This window comes from Chryseobacterium sp. MMS23-Vi53 (genome assembly GCF_047651245.1).
GTDB lineage: Bacteria > Bacteroidota > Bacteroidia > Flavobacteriales > Weeksellaceae > Chryseobacterium.
In genome coordinates, this window is sequence record NZ_CP180265.1 from 2615760 (window position 1) to 2634171 (window position 18412).

Sequence of the window (18412 nt, forward strand, 5' to 3'; positions counted from 1 at the left end):
ATCATGAAATTACTGACATTGCTGGAAGTAGGAAACCTTGAAGGTCTTGCGATAATGATTATTGCCTTAATTTTCGTTGTAGTTTTTGTAGTATCACTTGTTGTGGCAGTAATCACAAAAGTTATTTACGAATTAAGCAACAAAAAGAAATTTTCAACCGGTCAGTTTTGGATGACGGTTCTCATATCCATGCTTGTAGGCGGACTGATCAGCGGTGTTGTTTGTGGTGGAATGTAAAAGCAGTAAGAATGGATTTATTAATTAGCATATTAGCAATACTTTTGATATTCGGAGGAACTATTTTTGGAATTTCATATTTAGTTGGGAAAATTACGGAAGCTATTTTTCGTTGGAGGAATGAAGAATTTTCAAAGAAACAATTTTGGCAAACGGTCACTATTTCCATGCTAATCTGTTTGATAATTAGCGGAGTGATTTGCGGAGGAGCTTTATAAATTAGAAATTATTATGCCAGTAAGAAATTATACGTATTACGATTATACAATCAGTCTTTGTCCGGAATGTCTTAAAAGAGTCGGAGCAAAAATTATTATTGAGGACGAAGCCGTTTTCATGACAAAAAGATGTCCGGATCATGGATTTTTTAAAACAAAAATTGCTTCCGATGTCCACTATTACAAGAATATCAGAAACTACAACAAGGCCTCGGAAATGCCACATCATTTTGGAACAGATGTAGAATATGGCTGTCCTTACGATTGTGGTTTATGTGTTGATCATGAACAACATAGCTGCCTTTCTATTGTGGAAGTGACGGATCGTTGTAATTTAACTTGCCCTACCTGTTACGCCATGTCTTCACCGCATTACGGAAGCCACAGAAGTCTGGAAGAAATTGAGGCAATGTTTGATATTATTGTTAAAAATGAGGGGGAACCAGATGTCGTTCAGATCAGTGGAGGAGAGCCGACGATTCACCCTGAGTTTTTTAAAATAATGGATATTGCAAAATCAAAACCGATCAAACATCTGATGCTGAATACCAATGGTGTAAGAATTGCCAATGATCCGGGTTTTGCAGAAAAATTAGCGACGTATGCTCCTGAATTTGAGATTTATCTGCAGTTTGATTCTTTTAAACCAGAAGTTTTACATGATTTTAGAGGAAAAGATCTTACGGATGTTCGAATGAAAGCCTTGGAAAAATTAAATGCTTTAAATCTTTCAACAACTCTTGTAATCGTCCTTCAAAAAGATAAAAATATTGATGAAATTGGTAAGATTATAGATTTTGCTTTGAAACAGAAATGCGTTCGTGGAATTACTTTCCAACCTGTTGAAATTGCAGGTAGAAACCGGGATGATTCTGCGCATGAAAAAATAACTTTAACGGAAGTAAGGCAGGAAATTTTAAACCAATTTCCACTGCTGAATTCGGATGATATTATTCCGGTTCCTTGTAATCCAGATGCTTTGGCGATGGGATATATTTTAAAATTAGAAGGTGAAACGATTCCTTTGACACGATATATCAATCCTGCTGATTTGCTGAACAATGAAACCAGAAATACAATTGTTTACGAACAGGATACAGGATTGAAAATGCAGCTTTTAGATATCTTTAGTACGGGAATTTCCGTAGATAAAGTTCAGCCTAAAGTAAACCAGTTATTGTGTTGTCTTCCTGAGGTTTCCGCACCCAATTTGGATTATGATAATCTTTTCAGAATTATTATTATGAATTTTATGGATGCCCATGATTTTGACGTTCGTGCTGTGAAAAAATCCTGCGTTCATATTGTCAATAAAGATTTAAAATTGATTCCTTTTGAGACGATGAATCTTTTTTATCGTGATGACAAGAGTAAATATTTGGAAGAGCTGAGAAAAGAGGATAAGGTTTTATTCTAGATTTCTTTTGTCTTGAAACAAAAGAAACAAAAGTTCAAGACTTGGAAACTTCCGCTAAAAATTAATTCTGTTCTCTAAAAATTCTAAAACTCGCGCGAATTCAAGATTTGTTCTTCGATTCGAATTTTGTCTCGCGCTCAAACAGTAGAATTTTTTTAACGTTCACAGAATTAATTTTCTTAACGCTCCATTTTCCTATGTCGTCATTAATGTTTCAAAAAGTCTGCATTATCTGCAAAATCTGCGTGAGAAAGAAAAAATAAGGCGTAAAAAATTTACGCCAATATTTTAATTTTAATCAAAATTCATTACCTCCTCAAGCGTTTTCATATACTCATACGCTGTAAGATCGAATTTTACAGGGACAATCGAAATATACCCGTTTGCTAAAGCCGTTTCATCAGCATCCGGAGAGTCATCCATATTGTTGAAGTATCCTGTCAGCCAGTAATATTTTTTTCCGTGCGGATTTACCCTTTCATCAAAACTTTCTTCCCATTTTGCGTGAGCCTGTTTGCAGACTTTTACGCCTTTAATATCTTCTTTTGGAAGCTTTGGAATGTTTACATTTAAAACAATTCCTTTCGGCATCGGGTTTTCTAATGTTCTTTTAACGATATTTTGAATATGCTCTTTAGCTTGTGTAAAATCGGCCTCCCAACTAAAATCCAGCAGGGAAAATCCAATCGCAGGAAGATTTTCTACACCCGCTTCAACGGCTGCAGACATCGTTCCTGAATAAATAACATTAATCGAAGAATTGGCTCCATGATTGATCCCTGAAACAACAATATCCGGTCTTCTTGGAAGAATTTTATCAAGAGCCATTTTTACGCAGTCTACAGGTGTTCCGCTACAAGAAAAATCTTTTTGTGGTCCATCAAGATGCACTTCTTCATAGCTTAAGGTAGAATTGATAGTAATGGCATGACCTTTACCGCTTTGTGGAGAGTTGGGAGCTACAACAACTACTTCTCCGATTTCGTTCATAAAACTAACAAGATTTCTGATACCAGGTGCCGTAATTCCATCGTCATTAGTAACCAGAATAAGAGGTCTTTCCATATAAAATTTTAATTTTAACAAATATACAATGTAATTTTTTTATTATTCTTTGAATTGAATTTCAATCAGAAACATTGGATATTTTTTGTGTATTGATACTCAAATCTAAATAAATATTCAATACAAATATGATATAAGATTAATTTAATTAAAAAATACTTAGACATTGCTGCCTAAGTATTTTATAGTAAAAGGGTCTGAGATTAACCAACAAGAATTTTAATAAAAAATTTTTCTGTTTTCCAGCCTTACTAAATTATTCTGATGCATTTTCTTGATCGTCCTGATCACGGTTTCAACACGTAGACCCGTTAAATTCGCCAGTTGCTGCCTTGTCAACGGAACCTGGAAAGAATATTTTTCACTGTCACTCCCTTTAAGGCAATCCATCACTGTTTTTATTTTCGAAGAAGGGTCGGGAGACGCAATATTAAAAAGCATGATATACTTGTTATATAGCGTGTCCGCCAAACAACGAAACATTTTGGATGATACTTCCGGATTCCGATTCAAAAGATTAAAAAAATCATTTTTAGAAAGTTTTAAAATTTTGCAGGTGGATTTTGCCGTGGCATTGGTGGGATACACCTTATCGTCAAACAAAAAAGATTCGCCAAAGCTTTGTCCGTCCGAAAGGATATTCTGGGTAAATTCCTTACCGTCTTCATGATAATTGTTGAGCTCAACAATACCATTTACGATCTGAAAATAAAACTTCGGCAAATTACCTTCGTAGAAAATAGTTTGGTTTACTTCGAAGGTTTCATAATTTGCACCATACGCTAATAATAAATCTTCACTAATTATCATATATCAAATTATTACTGTTCAACAATGATTTAATCAAACTACTTCGTAAACAATTACAAATAGTAAACCATATTTTGAATATTTTAAGAAAAAAATACCACATTTTTGATTTTTTTAACACTTTAATAATGGATAAAAAAAAGAGACTTTAAAAAGCCTCTCTTAATTTTGGTGTCTTATTTTTACTTAACCGCTTTGCTGTTAAGATTTGTATCTGCAACTTCTGTTAACAGTTCATCGCATTTTTTCTCTTCATTTAATGTATTTAAAAGATGTTTCATGCAATCTTTTTCTTTAAGCACTTTGGCAAAAGCCGCAAGAGTTCCGTAAGTTGCAATTTCATAGTGTTCCACCTTTTGTGCTGCTGCGATAATTCCTGCATCTCTTACAGTTCCGGGTTCTGTTTCCTCAATAATGCTTTTCCCTTCATCCAAAAGCCCTTGCATTGCATCGCATTTCTTTGCCTGTGCTTTTTTTCCTAATGCTTTGAAGCATTCTTCAAGCCTTTGTACATGAGTTTCGGTTTCTGCAATATGATTTTGAATGGCATCCTTCAGCTTCTGATCAGTTGCATTTTTCATCATCGTAGGCAAAGCTTTTACCAGTGCTTTTTCTGCCCAATAAATATCTTTTAAAGAATCTTCAAAAAGATCTTTCAATTCTTTCGCCGCATTCTTTTTAGCAGGAGTTTTTGCACTTGTTTTCGCAGCGGTTTTAGCTGTTGCTTTCGCAGGAGATTTTGAAGATGATTTTGCAGGAGCTGTTTTTTTGGCAGCCGTTTTCTTCGTTGCTGTTTTCGTTTCCATAATAAATTATATTTTGTGATTATTTGATGCGAAGGATTCTACAACTATAAGACCATCTTCCTCCAAAATACCGTTTTGTGGTATCTAAACCCTCTTTTTGTATAAATGAACTAAAAAAAGAGTAGAAGATTTACTTTTATGGTAAAATCAACTACTCTCCAATAAACACTTCACATAAAAACTAACTTAATTCTCTGTGATTATTATCATTAATTTTTCAACAACCAATTTTCCACGGCTCTTGAAAAATCTGCAACATCGATCGGGTGGCGGCTTGTAACGATGTTTCCGTCTGTAACCACAGGCTCATCAACAACTGTTGCACCTGCATTTTTCAAATCAACCTGAATATTCCAGTAACCGGTTAGTTTTCTTCCTTTTAAGATATCAGCGGAAGCCAATACAACTGGAGCGTGACAGATCGCTGCAATCAGTTTACCAGATTTATTGAAGTCTTGAAGGAATTTAATAACATCTTTGTCATAACGAAGATTGTCCGGATTCCAAGCTCCACCAGGAATAAATACAGCGTGATAATCATTTACTTTGATCTGATCGGCAGTTTTATCGAATTTAATCCAACCAACAGGCTGCAAATATTGGATCGCCATGATGTGAGTTTTAGACATTTCAGGATAAACTAAACCGTATCTTGCAGGAGCTGGATTGAATTTTGGAGCTACGATATCTACCTGAGCGCCCAGTTGTTTGAAGTACCAAACTGGTCCCAATAATTCAATTTCTTCGAAGCCATCGGCTGCAATTACCGCGATTCTTTTACCTTTTAAAACTGTTTTATCTTTCACTGGTTTGAAGAAAAAATCTCTCAACGCTTCGTTTCCGGGAGCATTTAAAAGTTGAGAAACTGGCATGTTGACAACAGCGGGTTGAGAAGAAAGCTGATTAACGATTTCTAACTCATTTACTTGGTTTAATTGATTCATTTTTTCTGTTTTAATTCTTGTTTGTGCATTTAGATTTGAGATAGCAAATATTCCAATGATAGATGCTAAAAGGGTTTTGTAAATTGTTTTCATTTTATTTAGGTTTAATTATTTTATTAAAATTGTTTCATTCACGAGTTAAAGGAGCGAATTCAATCAGGTTATGAAGTCCTTTTTGAAAAGGCTGTTCTTTGATATTTGTATTTAAATAATCGATAACAGGCTGAATAGGTGGGAATTTCAAATGATATTGAAAAGCATCATCTCCACGGAATTTTTCATAAGTGACAAATTGTGTCGGATCATTTTCAAATTCAGAAAGTTGATAAGTCACAACTCCCGGTTCGCTTCGAAATTGAGGCATTGCAACATGGTAAACATCTTTAAATTTTTGTTGCGTCCCTAGTTTTGCATCTACAAACAGCATGATGGTGAGTTGATTATCTTCTTTTCTCGAAGTTCTTCGCCATTCTTCTTTTGAAAGCGGCTCAAGATCTTTTACTTTAATGATTTTAATAGGCTGCGTTAAAGCTTTCTTTGCTAAAGAATTGATCTTTTTCGCTTGAGAATCTTGAGTAAATATCTCTGATTCTTTCACGTTTTTCCATCGTTCGATCAACCATAAAACAGATGGCTTTTCTTTTTCGAAATAAGCTTCCGACATGATGTTTCCATCTTTTGAAATTGATGTTTTTACGTAAGAGCTTAATTCTTCTTTAAATTCGTCCAGATATTCTGCTTTTACTTCAAATTTTGTCAGCTTTCCAATTGTCTCTGAGTGTTGAGCTTTTAATATTCCCGAGAAAAGAAATAAAAAAAACAACGAGAAAAGTAGAGGTGGAAGTTTAGTTATTTTAATCATAATTTCGGTTTTAAAGGGTTAGTAATTAATGTGTTTTTAAATTGAATTATTTGAGTTAGTTTACTGATATTCAATTTTATATTACAAATTTACTGAGGTGCGCGTTGCTGTGAAAGGACGGGAATCACTAAAAACGTGTGACGAGAATCACAAACAACCGTTTAATTCAATTGTAAAAGAAACAACCAACCGTAGTTTTGATCGGTTGCTTCTCTTATTGTATTTAATTATTGTCCGATCTTGATTAATAAATCCGAAACATCATTCGGTTTCGACAGGAAGGGAGAGTGACTTGTATTCACTTCATAAACTTTCGAAATTCCTGCTTTTGCGATCATTTGATTTTGGAAATTTGGAGAAATCACAATATCCTGAAGCGTTTTAATATAAACTTTTTGAACGCTTCCGAAGTTTTGAGCAGTTAAAGTCACTTTATTCCCCAATGGAATAGCCGGTTCCGGACGATAATTATTTACAACCAAATCTTTTACCGTCTGTGAACCATCATTAATGAAAAGATGAACCAGATTTTCACTTTTTACATCAAATGTCAATTGATCTGCAGATTGTACCAAAGAACCTCCCAACTGAGAACCCGGATCCAACATCGCTAAATCTCCCAAAGACTGACCAGATTCAGGTAGAAAAGCACCGATATAAACCAGTTTTTTGATTTTTGAAGGTGCTTTTTCCGCAACATTGGAAATGACCATTCCAGCCATGCTGTGACCGACCAAGATTACTTTTTCGTTGGTTTTATTCATCGCTTCAATTACTTTGTTGGCATAAACATCCAGACTTAAAGTGTGAGTCGGTGTATTATCCGAACCATGCCCCGGTAATTCTACCACAATTACTTTCTGACCTTGTTTCTCAAGGTTTGCCTTTATCGTATTCCAAACGTAAGGAGCTTGCCATGCACCGTGAACCAATACATAAGTTTGAGGCATTACTGTCGGGTTTTCACTGTCATCTGTCGTGCAAGATGAAGACATGAAGAGTGTGAACACTGCGAGAAGCAGCGTTAAAAACATTGTTTTCATTGTAAATATTTTAAATTATTGTTTGTATAAGTAAATTAGAGAGCGGGAATATCGAATCCATTTAAAATCATTGCGATAAGGCTGTAACTTCCAATCAAAAAGAAAAGTTCTCCAACGGCTTCTTTTCCCACAACATCCACCGCATGATTGTATGTCGAGTTGGCAACAATTTTTCCATGAGTTAAAGTATAAGCAATATCGTAAGCAATAGATTCCTGCTCATTCAAACCTTCCGGACGAATTCCTGACGAAAGCGATGCGACTGTATTTTTAGAAAAGCCAAATGCTTCTGCCATAATTTCGTGAACATATAGTTCAAAACGAGCTCCGAATGTGCTTCCCACAGTTAAAATTGCAACTTCACGAACTTTCTTATCTAATGTCGCAAATGTATCGAGTGTTCTGATGAAACTTAAGGCCGGAATTCCAAACTGTGGAAAGTGTAACATGGCCGGAAATGGTCCTAGCAAGGCGCCTTCTTCATTTATCATAGAAGCTTGTTCCTGACTTTTGGTAATTAAATTTGAAATTTCATCATGCACAAATCGCAATTCTGAATTCAGACTTTTCGGAGATAATGGTTGTAAACGCATGATTTTTATTTTTTAAGGTTAAAATCGTTTGTAAATTGTCCGTCAATCAACACAAAAGCCATTCGACATATTTTCCCTGATCTGTTTGCCCAAGCGTGATTTGTTCCAACCTGAATCACAATATCTCCCGCTTTTATGGTCGTTTCTTCTTGATCTAAAATCATAGTGATTTCGCCTTCCAAAACAATTCCGTAATCCAAAGTTTCCGTGCGGTGCATCAATGGGTGAGGAGCGCCTTCTGATGAGGTTGAAGCTTTTTCGTCTCCCATGGATTTGAATTTTTCTGCGGCTTCTTTTTCCGTTAAATTTCGTATCTCGTCACCTTCCGGTGGAAATTCTATCACTCTTATTCTTGTTCCGTTTTTGGGTGGAGGTAAGATTAAATGGGCTTCATCAATTTCATCAGGTTGAGGATGAATCAAAACCGGAGTTTCTACCGTATGCCAAACTTCAAAAAATGTTGGTCCTCCTTTTCCTCCCACCAAATATGAATTTACGGTTGAAGAATCATTAATGATAATTGCTTTGCCCTCAGAATTGTGACCCGTCACAATACGTCTGAATGTATTATTTTGTGTTTCCATTGTTATTTGTTTTTAAAGTTTTTGAAAAAATAAACTCCTAGAAAGTGGAAAATAATTCCCGTCATCCAAGCTGGTGTAGGCCAAAGAGGCCAAATGTATGTTCTGTCTGTTAAGTACCAGATCAACCAAATAAGTGGTGTTGCTAATAAAAAAACCAAAAGGTGAATTCTAAATCCTTTTTCCGGATTGTAACGAGCTGATGTTGAGCTCAAATGTTTTTGATGTGTCATGATGTTTTATTTTTGGCAAGAAATATTTTAAATTCAACTTTTTAATGATTTTTGAGTTGTTTTAAAATGTAAATCCTTGCAGTTGTTAATTTTATACTGCAAAGTTGCCAAAGAAAAGAAAGCATTACCTGACACAAATGTGTCAAAAATTATTTATGGGCTAATTTTTGACGAATTCTAGTAAGAGATTGTCTTTCAATGCCTAAAAAACTACAAAGATGGGATAAAGAAACTCTATTGAACAAAGCAGAATGGTTTTTCATAAACTGAAGATATCGCTCTTCTGCAGTCTGAAAAATGAAACTTTCGATACGTTCCTGTTGTCTTTTTAAAATTTCTTCCGACACAAGACGACCATATTTTTCGATATGATGAGATTGGTTGTACATCCATTGCATATCATCGTAAGAAAGACACGCAAAAGTCGTTGGTTCAAGGCATTGAATGGTATAATTGCTGGGTTTTTGAAAAACAAAGGCAGGATAATGGGTCGCATAATCTTTTTCTGCATAAAAACCGACATTGATTTCGTTTCCGCGATGATCGAGGTAATAAGATCTCACCAAACCTTTGGAAATAAAGCCAATCGATTTTTGAACAGTTCCGGCTTCAAGGAAAATATCTTTCTTTTTCATTTCCACGAATGTAAGCTTGGAAACAAATATATCAAGCTCCTCACCTGTAAGCTCTGGGCAAAAGGATTTCAGGGAGTTTGTATATATTTTAATGATGTCTTCCACGGTCTTTAGACTTTATATAAAATTATTAAAAATTTGTAATTATTAAAATTAAAAATAAATTTTAATGATAAAAATGTTAATTTTAAGAATAAATATTTAACAAAATAGAAGTATTATTAAAACTTAATTAATATTTAATAAACAATCTAAAGGTTTTGAATGATGTGTAAATGTCTTATTTTTAATGATTTAATAATGTTGTAAATCTTTAAAGCAAAATAAAATTTCATTGAGGAATAATTTCATGAAATATTTTTCTTAAAATATTCTTAAGAAGGAATTAAATGTATATCGGGCTCATTTTATAATGATAAATTTGTGCTCAAAACTAATCGATATTTACAAATAAGGTATTAAATTTGATAGTTTGTAACAGTAATTTAAAAATTACTACTAATTGAGATACTTTAAAAAAATTAATAAAAATACATTACCGATTTATGTGGAAAAATTTTAAGCTAAATAAATTTTTACTCCTAATTCCATTAACAAGTCTAATGTTTTGTTTCAACTCGCCTCAGAATGATGACGAAAAGATGCAGACGATAATGGTGAGCGTAAAAAACACTCTTTCCTATTTACATTACAGCCCAAAACCAATAAATGATGCCTATTCTAAAGATGTTTACAAGCATTATTTTGAGTTGGTAGATCCTGCAAAAAGATATTTTGTGCAGTCTGATATGGATGAATTCAGTAAGCACGAAACGAAACTTGATGATTATATCAATCAGGGAGATCTTACATTTTATAAACTGACGATCGACAGATTGTATCAAAGAGTGGATGAAATAGATAAAATTACTCAGGATATTTTCAGTAAGCCAATTAATCTTGAAGAAGATGAAGCTTTGACTCTTGAGCCAAAACTGAAAAAAGTTCCTGCCAACAAACAGGAGCAGTATAATGAGTGGAAAAAATTCATCAAATACAATATTCTTCAGGAAATTGAGTCGATGAACAGCAAAGAAGATGCTCAGAAAGAGAAGAAAGATTCTGTTCAGAAATACAATTTAAAAGATACAATTAAGTATCAGCCTCTTACTCAGGAAGCTAAAATTAAAAAAGCAACTGATGAGGTGAAAGATCTTGTAAAAGAGACATTTACAAGATTCAAAAAGAGAAAAAAATGGATTGGTTCACGGTATATATGAACGCTTATACAGAAGTTTTCGATCCGCACACCAACTACTATTCTCCAAAAGATAAAGAAGATTTTGATACCAATTTCACAGGAAAAGTAATCGGAATAGGAGCTATTATTCAGGAGAAAAAAGGGAATCTTTATCTGGGAGCTTTAACGATAGGCGCTCCAGCCTGGAAATCGAAACAGCTTTCTGAAGGTGATAAGATTTTAAAAGTTAAATCTAAACCAAAAGAAGACGCTGTAAACGTTGTAGGAATGCTTTCTGACGAAGCCGTACGTTTAATCAGAGGTGAAAAAGGAACGCCTGTTACGTTGACGGTTCAGAAAAAAGACGGAACAATTAAAGACGTTACAATGATTCGTGAGGAGGTGGCTATTGAAGATACTTTTGCAAGAAGTATTGTGGTAAATTCTCCAAACGGGAAAAAATATGGATTCATCAATTTACCAAGCTTTAACGCTGATTTTGAGAATCCTAACGGAAGAAATGCTTCTGATGATATCAAAAATGAGATCCTGAAATTAAAACAACAAAACATCGAAGGAATTGTTTTAGATTTAAGAAATAACGGTGGTGGTTCTTTGACGGAAGTAGGAGATATTATGGGACTTTTTATGGAAGCAGGACCATATGTTCAGGTTAAAGACGGAAACGGAAAAATTCAGACTTTAAAGAATAAGAATGAAACGCCTATTTGGACAGGACCGCTTGTTATCATGCAAAATGAACTTTCTGCTTCTGCATCTGAGATTTTGGCAGGAGTAATGCAGGACAACGGCAGAGCCATGATTATCGGTTCGCCTCAGTCTTTCGGAAAAGGAACAGTTCAGACTTTTGTTGATCTAAACAGATTCTTAAATACTGAAGATGATTTTGGATCTTTGAAACTGACAATCCAAAAATTCTACAGAATTACAGGTGAATCTACACAAAGAAAAGGTATCGTTTCGGATATTCAGATGAAAGATTTCTTTACTTATGCTGAAATCGGCGAAAGATATGATGATTATGCATTGGCTTGGGATAAAATTCCTGCTACCAATTTCAAAAAATTAAATTATTTTGATATCAAAGCATTAGAAGCAAAAAGCGCATCAAGAATGGCTAAGAACAACAATTATCAGTTGTTATTAGAATCGGCACAATGGAGAGAGCAGCTGGATAAAGAAGAGAATATTACATTGAATATTAATAAATTTAATGAATTAATGAAGCAGAGAAAAGCTCAGATAGAAAAATTCAAAGTGTTGACGAAATTCGATAACGGATTGAAATTCATGATGTATCCTGCGGAAATCGAAAGAGAGAAAAAAGATGAAGCATTCAAGAAAAAATCTGAAATGTGGATCAAAAATCTTAGAAAAGACACGTACCTTCAGGAAGCAATGAACATTATTGCGGATATGAGTGTTAAGTCTTAATTTAAAGATTAATAAATAAAAAAAGCGTTGCCTGAAAATTCAGACAACGCTTTTTTATTTAATAAAAATTGGAATTATTTAATCTCCACACATCCAACTCTTCCTCCTGCATTTCCAGTGGGTTGAGTATGGAAATCGTCGGCTGCAGCATGTACAATCATACCTTTTCCGATGATGTTTTTAGATTCGTCTGCACATCCAAGACACCACTTGTTGGTCTTAAATGTCAACGTTGCATTTCCGCTTTGGTCGGCTACCAGATTTCCGATATCTCCCATGTGGAAGTGTTCAGCACCCCATTTTCCGTGGTCGTCTTTTGCAGGATTCCAATGTCCTCCTGTCGAAGTTCCGTCTGCAGCAGAACAGTCACCTTTTTCGTGAATGTGTACCGCATGAATTCCCGGCGTAAGGTTTGTTACGTCCAGCTTCATGATAACTTCATCTCCATTTTGAGTAAACTTTGCCGTCCCTCCTGTTTGTGTGTTGCTTTTAGACAGGACTTGGTACGTTTTTGAAGTTCCGCAAGAAACCGCAAAAAGGGTACATCCAGCCAATAATGCTAATGTTTTACCTCTCATTTTTAAATGATTTAAAGTGATTTTACGATAAATTTAAAAAAGATTTCCCGAAACGCTTTATGATTTCAGTGGTTTTTTCATAATTAGCAATAAAAGACAAATCATTTTCCATCAATCTTGATACCTTTGCCAGAAACACTTTAAAGGTGGAAGAGTATAAAAAAAGAATCGTAAAAGCCATTCAATTCATTGATAATAATCTTGATATAGAGCTTTCTTTAGAAAAAATTTCAGATGTTGCTGCGTATTCTCCTTTCCATTTTCATCGGATTTTTAGGCTAATTACAAATGAAACTGTTCAAAGTTATATCATTCGCAAAAGAATGGAAAAGAGTGCTTTTTGTTTAGCCTTAAAAAAGAATTTAAACCTGAAAGATATTTACCTCCAGTTCGGGTTTTCAAATCATTCAATATTTAATAAAACCTTTAAAAAACATTACGGAAAATCACCTTTGGAATTTCGTAAATCAGTTCCTGAAAATTTTCATAAAATTCAGTCTAAACACAGCAAGAACGGACAAATAGACACAGTTTTCAACCAATACATTTGCAATATCGAAAACCTATTAAACTGGATACATATGAATTTAAAAATTAAAGTAACAGATCTTTCCGAAATGAATCTGGCTGCCGTAATGAGCCTCGGAATTGCCAATGTAGAATCATCTTACAATATTCTAATTGATTGGGCTAAAAGCAAAAATCTATTCCCAAGAGATAATGTAAAAATGATTTCTGTTTATCACGACAGCTTTAAAGTAACGCCACCGGATAAAGTCAGAATTCATGCATGTATGCTTTTGGATGAGAAATTAAAAAAACAAGAAGGCGAAGTTTTCTTAGAAACCATCGAAGCCGGAAAATTCATCGTTGGAAGTGGAGAAGTCACTTTAAATGACTTTGAACAATGCTGGGTTTCCCTCTTTTTATGGATGAAAGAAAACAATTATTCCGTGAGAAAAGCCTTTCCTTTTGAGATTTATCACACGAATTTCAAAGAACATCCGGAAGGAAAAATGATCGTCGATTTCTGTATTCCTATTAATTAAAAAGCAAGTCAATCACAAAGGAAATTCCCCTCCTTTGAAGGGGTGGCGAAAATTCAAAGAATTTTTGACGGGTGGTAAATAATTTCACAACGAATTAAGATTTTCACATAAAAAAATTCAAAATCCGCCATTCAGAATCCAAAATCTACAACTCAGCAACAAAAATTTAATCGCAACAAAAATTCATCCTATTTTTGAATCGAAATAAAAACAACTATGAAAACAAGATTATTATTTCTCATCTCTTTTTTCTCATTTGCTCTGAGTTTTGCTCAGACCAAAATTTCGGGAAAAGTAACATTCAGAAATAAAGGAGTAGGAGAGGTAAACGTAACACTAAAAGACACTTACGACGGTGCGACAACCGACTCCAACGGGAATTTTTCTTTCGAAACGTCAGAAAAAGGAAACAAAGTATTGACTTTCACACATCCAAAATACATTGATGTAGAAAAGTCAATAACTATTGAAAATCAGGAGGTTTCTGTCAACGCAGAACTGAAAGAACAGATCAACGAAATCGATGCGGTTGTAGTCTCTGCAGGATCTATCGAAGCCAGTGACAGAAAAAGAGCAACAGCACTTTTAACACCGATTGATATTTACACTACAGCCGGAGCGGACGGTCAAATTTCTTCGGCATTAACTTATCTTCCTGGAGTTCAGAAGGTTGGCGAATCAGAAGGTCTTTTCATTCGAGGTGGAACAGGAACAGAATCTAAAATTTTCATGGATGGAAGTTTAATCAATAATTATTTTTCCAATTCAGTTCCGGGAATTGCGGGAAGAGATCGTTTTAATACGTCGCTTTTTAAAGGAAATGTTTTTTCAAGTGGAGGATATTCTGCGCTGTACGGACAGGCTCTTTCGGGTGCTTTAATGTTGGAAAGTGTTGATCTTCCGGATCAAAGTTCTTACGATTTTGGAGTTTCTCCCATCTTTTTAAACGCGGGATTTCAAAAATTAAGTGAAAATAAAAACTATTCTTTTGGAGCAACTTTGGGATATTCAAATTTAAAATTGATGCAGGAGGTTTTTAATTTTAATACCAATTTTATTGATGCTCCTGAAGGCTTAAATGGCGATTTTAATTTTAGAATTAAAACAAAATCAGGTGGATTTTTTAAATATTACGGAATGTACGATTCCAACAATATGGGGGTACAAACTCCGAGTTTAGAGCCAGAAGATTACGATTTGTCTTTAGTTAAATTGAAAGGAAAAAACACGTATCACAATTTATCTTTCAAACAAAAATTCGGGAAATACTTGTTGAATGCGGGAGCTTCTTATTCTTTCAATAGATCCGATCTTAACTTTTCAACGGAAAAAGGTGATGCCGAAACTGGGAAAACAAAATTATTGACAGACGGAAATTATATCAACGTAAAAGCCGTTTTAGAAAGAAAAATTAATAAAATCAGCGCATTACGAGGTGGTTTTGAATTAAATAGCACTAGTGAAAAACTCAACTTCAATGATTTTGTAGAAAAAAATTACAAAGACTTAATTTCATCGGCTTTTGTGGAAACAGATTTAGGTTTCAGCAATCGTTTATCTGCAAAAATAGGGGTGAGAGCGGAGTATTCATCTTATCTTGAGAAAAGCAATATTGCACCGCGTTTAGCTCTGGCTTACCGTTTTGCAAAAGATTGGACGACTTCATTTGCTTACGGACTTTTCTATCAAAATCCTGAAAGCAAATACATCAACGGACCTGCAAAATTGGATTTTCAGCGATCTCAACATTATATTTTTCAGGTTCAAAGAGCCGTGGATGGAAGAAGTTTGAGATTGGAAGCTTTTTACAAAAAGTATGATGATTTATTGAAAGTTAAAAATCTTCAATACATCGATGGACAAAATCAATATGTTCAGACTGCGGATAATAACAATGGTTATGGTTATGCAAAAGGATTAGAGCTATTCTGGAGAGATAAAAAAACATTTGAAAACTTTGATTATTGGATCAGTTATTCATTTTTAGATTCAAAAAGAGATTTTATGAATTATCCGGTAAGTTTAAAACCAAATTTCGCCTCAGAACACACGATTTCTGCCGTTGCAAAAAGATTTGTTCCGAAATGGAAAACAGGGTTTAATCTTTCTTATACTTACGCAAAAGGTCGACCTTATTACGACATTGCAACACAGGAAGCAAATGGTGAACAAAAATATTTTGTAAGACACGAAGGAAGTTTAAAAGATTACAACGCTTTGAATTTTAGTGTTAATTATCTTCCGAATTTAGGTAAAAAAGATGCAAAAGCATTTACCGTTTTGGTGTTAAGTATATCGAATATTTTAGGATCAAAAAATATTTACGGGTACAATTTTTCAATAGACGGATCTAGAAATTCTGCAGTCGTTCCACCAGTAAATACATTCGTTTTTATCGGGGCTTTCATCAGCTTTGGAGTAGATAAAACGGAAGATGCAATTAATAACAATTTGTAAAAGTTTAAACAAATCACCTATTTAATGATTTAATTATATAAAATTAAATACATATCTTTGAATTAAGTAAAATATAACCCTAAAAAATAAAAAAAATGAAGAAATATCTATTAAGTTTTGCATTGGCTTTTGTAAGCTTAACAGCTTTCGCACAAAGTGATTACGAAAAAGCAATGACAGAGAACATCGCAAAAATAGAAACGTCTAAAACTTCTGAAGAATTTACAACCGTTGCGAATAATTTTCACAGAATCGCAGGAAAAGATGAAAATAATTGGTTGCCTTTCTATTATGCCGCATTGGCAAATATCCAAAAAGGCAGAGTATTAATGAGAGAAGGAAAAACTCAGGATCTTGATTTCATTGCAGGTCAGGCTCAAAAATACATCGATGCTGCTTCTCACGTTGCACCGACTGATAATGCAGAACTTCATTTACTTAGCAAAATGGCAGCTTCTTTGAGAATGATGGTGAATCCTCAACAAAGATACATGACAGACGGAGCAAAGGCTACGGAAGAAATGAAAAAAGCAGAAAAACTAGATCCAAACAACCCAAGAATCGCTTTGATTAAAGCTGAAGATACCTATTTTACTCCAGAACAATACGGAGGAAGCAAGACTAAAGGAATCGAGCAGTTCAAAGATGCTTTGGCTAAATTCAACTCATACACTCCGAAAACTGCACTAGATCCAAACTGGGGTAAATCTGAAGCAGAATATTTCGTAAACGGAGCTAAAAAATAATATTTTTTTAATATCTCATCTTAAACCTTTCCGATTTTGGGGAAGGTTTTTTTATGCAGTTCAGTCAAGAAAAACGACGGTTCGGCGAAAAATAATTTTTGATACCTTTAATATCCACTATTTTTGAACCAAGAAACTTATAATGAAACGTAAAGCCATCATCATATTACTTTGGGTATCGCTAGGAACGGCGTTGTTTTTCTTTTTTGTTTTTAATGACGAAAAGACATTTAAAAACTTTGGAATCACACTTTTGGTTTCCACTATGTATTCCTTCGTTCTCGGATTGGGAAACGGCATTATAAACGACTTTCTCAATCGAAAGTTTCCTTGGTCTGAAACGACGAAAACAAGAGCAATTTTAAGCATTATTTCAATTTTGATTGCGAATTTCATTCTTGTTTATTTTTGTAATTACATGAATTTTGTGGTAATACAAAAAGCCGCAACAACAGAAGAATTTTTTTCGAGTAAATACAATACTTCTAATTGGTTTATGATTAATATCGCTTTGCTGATCTCGGCTTTCCTTCATGCAAAAGGTTTTATGGAAGAGTTGAGGAAAACATCCAAAAAGGAAGTTGTAGAGCAGAAATTGATTGCAAAATCAGCAAACGCGCAATTTGAAAGTTTAAAAAATCAATTGGATCCTCACTTTTTGTTTAATTCTTTAAACGTTTTAAGTTCTTTAATTGATGAAAATCCTAAGCAGGCACAGAAATTTACCGCTTCAATGTCTAAGATTTATCGATATGTTTTAGAGCAAAAAGACAAGGAATTAGTAACTGTTGAAGACGAGCTGGAGTTTGCAAAAACCTATTGTGATTTGCTTAAAACAAGGTTTGAAGACAGTGTAGATTTTGTTTTTGATGTTAAAAAAGAAGATTTAAGAAGATTTGTTGTTCCGTTGTCGTTGCAGTTATTACTGGAGAATTGTATCAAACATAATTTTGCGACTTCATCAAAGCCATTAATCATCAGAATTTTTTCTGAAAATGATACCCTTTGCATTGAGAACAATTTGCAGGTTCGCGAACAAATAAAAGAAAGCTCAGGAATCGGTTTGGCGAATATTGTTCAGCGATATTCCTTGCTGACGAAACGAAATGTTTTCATCGAAAAATCCGAAGATTATTTTAAAGTAATACTTCCGGTTCTTTCTTCTAAACCAAATGAAATCAATGTTAAAGTTGAAGATAAAGATAAAGCTTATGAAAGAGCGCAAAAAAGGGTAAAAGAAATCAAGAGTTTTTATGGAAATCTTATTTCTTACTGTATTGTGATTCCTTCTTTAATCATTTTAAATCTTGTTACAAGCCCAAAACATATCTGGTTTTACTTTCCCATGTTGGGTTGGGGAATCGGTGTTGTAGCGCATGGAATGAGTGTTTTTGCCATTGGAAAAAATTGGGAAGACCGAAAAATAAGGGAAATTTTAGAAAAACAAAACAAACGATAAAAATC

Annotated in this window: 18 protein-coding genes and 1 pseudogene; 8 read left to right on the plus strand and 11 right to left on the minus strand. The window is 34.2% G+C overall.

Features of this window, described 5'->3' with window-relative positions:
• The first annotated feature begins 3 nt into the window (after positions 1-3).
• From ACKX2A_RS11600 to ACKX2A_RS11610, 3 genes are read left to right on the plus strand one after another with little or no spacing between them, the layout of a single operon-like run.
• Entirely contained in the window at positions 4-237 is a 234-nt protein-coding gene (locus tag ACKX2A_RS11600; protein WP_415324766.1) for a hypothetical protein, read from the plus strand.
• Positions 238-248: 11 nt separating this feature from the next.
• Positions 249-455, plus strand: a complete 207-nt coding sequence (locus ACKX2A_RS11605) for a hypothetical protein (protein WP_415324768.1) — start codon at positions 249-251, stop codon at positions 453-455.
• Between the two features lie 13 nt (positions 456-468).
• Entirely contained in the window at positions 469-1872 is a 1404-nt protein-coding gene (locus ACKX2A_RS11610) for a radical SAM protein (protein ID WP_415324770.1), read from the plus strand.
• Positions 1873-2166: 294 nt separating this feature from the next.
• Here the strand turns inward: ACKX2A_RS11610 and surE are convergent, their stop codons facing one another.
• The 10 genes from surE to ACKX2A_RS11660 form a co-directional block, all read right to left on the minus strand.
• Entirely contained in the window at positions 2167-2937 is a 771-nt protein-coding gene (surE, locus tag ACKX2A_RS11615; RefSeq protein WP_415324772.1) for a 5'/3'-nucleotidase SurE, read from the minus strand.
• A gap of 219 nt (positions 2938-3156) precedes the next feature.
• Complete coding sequence (locus ACKX2A_RS11620) at positions 3157-3747, minus strand: Crp/Fnr family transcriptional regulator (RefSeq protein WP_415324773.1); 591 nt, start codon at positions 3745-3747, stop codon at positions 3157-3159.
• 182 nt (positions 3748-3929) lie between these two features.
• Entirely contained in the window at positions 3930-4553 is a 624-nt protein-coding gene (locus tag ACKX2A_RS11625) for a ferritin-like domain-containing protein (protein ID WP_415324774.1), read from the minus strand.
• Between the two features lie 209 nt (positions 4554-4762).
• On the minus strand, positions 4763-5590 hold the full coding sequence (locus tag ACKX2A_RS11630; RefSeq protein WP_415324776.1) for a DJ-1/PfpI/YhbO family deglycase/protease: 828 nt from the start codon (positions 5588-5590) through the stop codon (positions 4763-4765).
• Between the two features lie 34 nt (positions 5591-5624).
• Positions 5625-6359, minus strand: coding sequence for a putative quinol monooxygenase (locus tag ACKX2A_RS11635; RefSeq protein ID WP_415324778.1), 735 nt, complete (start codon positions 6357-6359; stop codon positions 5625-5627).
• 227 nt (positions 6360-6586) lie between these two features.
• Positions 6587-7402 (minus strand): alpha/beta fold hydrolase, encoded by an 816-nt coding sequence (locus ACKX2A_RS11640; RefSeq protein WP_415324780.1) that lies wholly within the window; start codon positions 7400-7402, stop codon positions 6587-6589.
• Between the two features lie 35 nt (positions 7403-7437).
• Positions 7438-7995: a carboxymuconolactone decarboxylase family protein gene (locus tag ACKX2A_RS11645; RefSeq protein ID WP_415324781.1), complete on the minus strand. Its 558-nt coding sequence runs from the start codon at positions 7993-7995 to the stop codon at positions 7438-7440.
• A gap of 5 nt (positions 7996-8000) precedes the next feature.
• Positions 8001-8579: a cupin domain-containing protein gene (locus ACKX2A_RS11650; protein WP_415324783.1), complete on the minus strand. Its 579-nt coding sequence runs from the start codon at positions 8577-8579 to the stop codon at positions 8001-8003.
• Between the two features lie 2 nt (positions 8580-8581).
• A complete protein-coding gene (locus tag ACKX2A_RS11655; protein ID WP_415324785.1) occupies positions 8582-8809 on the minus strand; it encodes a 2TM domain-containing protein in 228 nt (75 codons plus the stop codon).
• A gap of 149 nt (positions 8810-8958) precedes the next feature.
• On the minus strand, positions 8959-9444 hold the full coding sequence (locus ACKX2A_RS11660; protein WP_415324787.1) for a Crp/Fnr family transcriptional regulator: 486 nt from the start codon (positions 9442-9444) through the stop codon (positions 8959-8961).
• Positions 9445-9989: 545 nt separating this feature from the next.
• On the opposite strand from ACKX2A_RS11660, the pseudogene ACKX2A_RS11665 reads away from it, so the two are divergent.
• Positions 9990-12118: pseudogene (locus ACKX2A_RS11665) on the plus strand (carboxy terminal-processing peptidase).
• 74 nt (positions 12119-12192) lie between these two features.
• Here ACKX2A_RS11665 and ACKX2A_RS11670 read toward each other — a convergent pair.
• On the minus strand, positions 12193-12696 hold the full coding sequence (locus tag ACKX2A_RS11670; protein WP_415324788.1) for a superoxide dismutase family protein: 504 nt from the start codon (positions 12694-12696) through the stop codon (positions 12193-12195).
• 146 nt (positions 12697-12842) lie between these two features.
• Between ACKX2A_RS11670 and ACKX2A_RS11675 the strand changes: the two genes are divergently transcribed.
• From ACKX2A_RS11675 to ACKX2A_RS11690, 4 genes are all read left to right on the plus strand, one after another.
• Complete coding sequence (locus ACKX2A_RS11675; protein WP_415324790.1) at positions 12843-13745, plus strand: AraC family transcriptional regulator; 903 nt, start codon at positions 12843-12845, stop codon at positions 13743-13745.
• 216 nt (positions 13746-13961) lie between these two features.
• A complete protein-coding gene (locus tag ACKX2A_RS11680; RefSeq protein WP_415324792.1) occupies positions 13962-16202 on the plus strand; it encodes a TonB-dependent receptor in 2241 nt (746 codons plus the stop codon).
• Positions 16203-16297: 95 nt separating this feature from the next.
• Positions 16298-16948, plus strand: coding sequence for a hypothetical protein (locus ACKX2A_RS11685; RefSeq protein WP_415324793.1), 651 nt, complete (start codon positions 16298-16300; stop codon positions 16946-16948).
• A 142-nt stretch (positions 16949-17090) separates the two neighbouring features.
• On the plus strand, positions 17091-18407 hold the full coding sequence (locus tag ACKX2A_RS11690) for a 2TM domain-containing protein (protein WP_415324794.1): 1317 nt from the start codon (positions 17091-17093) through the stop codon (positions 18405-18407).
• The last annotated feature ends 5 nt before the right edge of the window (positions 18408-18412 follow it).

Excerpts from the sequence above, each read along its gene's own strand:
- ACKX2A_RS11600 (WP_415324766.1), top strand. The coding sequence starts at position 4 with ATGAAATTACTGACATTGCTGGAAGTAGGAAACCTTGAAGGTCTTGCG.
- ACKX2A_RS11605 (WP_415324768.1), top strand. The coding sequence starts at position 249 with ATGGATTTATTAATTAGCATATTAGCAATACTTTTGATATTCGGAGGA.
- ACKX2A_RS11610 (WP_415324770.1), top strand. The coding sequence starts at position 469 with ATGCCAGTAAGAAATTATACGTATTACGATTATACAATCAGTCTTTGT.
- surE (WP_415324772.1), bottom strand. The coding sequence starts at position 2,937 with ATGGAAAGACCTCTTATTCTGGTTACTAATGACGATGGAATTACGGCA.
- ACKX2A_RS11620 (WP_415324773.1), bottom strand. The coding sequence starts at position 3,747 with ATGATAATTAGTGAAGATTTATTATTAGCGTATGGTGCAAATTATGAA.
- ACKX2A_RS11625 (WP_415324774.1), bottom strand. The coding sequence starts at position 4,553 with ATGGAAACGAAAACAGCAACGAAGAAAACGGCTGCCAAAAAAACAGCT.
- ACKX2A_RS11630 (WP_415324776.1), bottom strand. The coding sequence starts at position 5,590 with ATGAAAACAATTTACAAAACCCTTTTAGCATCTATCATTGGAATATTT.
- ACKX2A_RS11635 (WP_415324778.1), bottom strand. The coding sequence starts at position 6,359 with ATGATTAAAATAACTAAACTTCCACCTCTACTTTTCTCGTTGTTTTTT.
- ACKX2A_RS11640 (WP_415324780.1), bottom strand. The coding sequence starts at position 7,402 with ATGAAAACAATGTTTTTAACGCTGCTTCTCGCAGTGTTCACACTCTTC.
- ACKX2A_RS11645 (WP_415324781.1), bottom strand. The coding sequence starts at position 7,995 with ATGCGTTTACAACCATTATCTCCGAAAAGTCTGAATTCAGAATTGCGA.
- ACKX2A_RS11650 (WP_415324783.1), bottom strand. The coding sequence starts at position 8,579 with ATGGAAACACAAAATAATACATTCAGACGTATTGTGACGGGTCACAAT.
- ACKX2A_RS11655 (WP_415324785.1), bottom strand. The coding sequence starts at position 8,809 with ATGACACATCAAAAACATTTGAGCTCAACATCAGCTCGTTACAATCCG.
- ACKX2A_RS11660 (WP_415324787.1), bottom strand. The coding sequence starts at position 9,444 with ATGAAAAAGAAAGATATTTTCCTTGAAGCCGGAACTGTTCAAAAATCG.
- ACKX2A_RS11670 (WP_415324788.1), bottom strand. The coding sequence starts at position 12,696 with ATGAGAGGTAAAACATTAGCATTATTGGCTGGATGTACCCTTTTTGCG.
- ACKX2A_RS11680 (WP_415324792.1), top strand. The coding sequence starts at position 13,962 with ATGAAAACAAGATTATTATTTCTCATCTCTTTTTTCTCATTTGCTCTG.
- ACKX2A_RS11685 (WP_415324793.1), top strand. The coding sequence starts at position 16,298 with ATGAAGAAATATCTATTAAGTTTTGCATTGGCTTTTGTAAGCTTAACA.
- ACKX2A_RS11690 (WP_415324794.1), top strand. The coding sequence starts at position 17,091 with ATGAAACGTAAAGCCATCATCATATTACTTTGGGTATCGCTAGGAACG.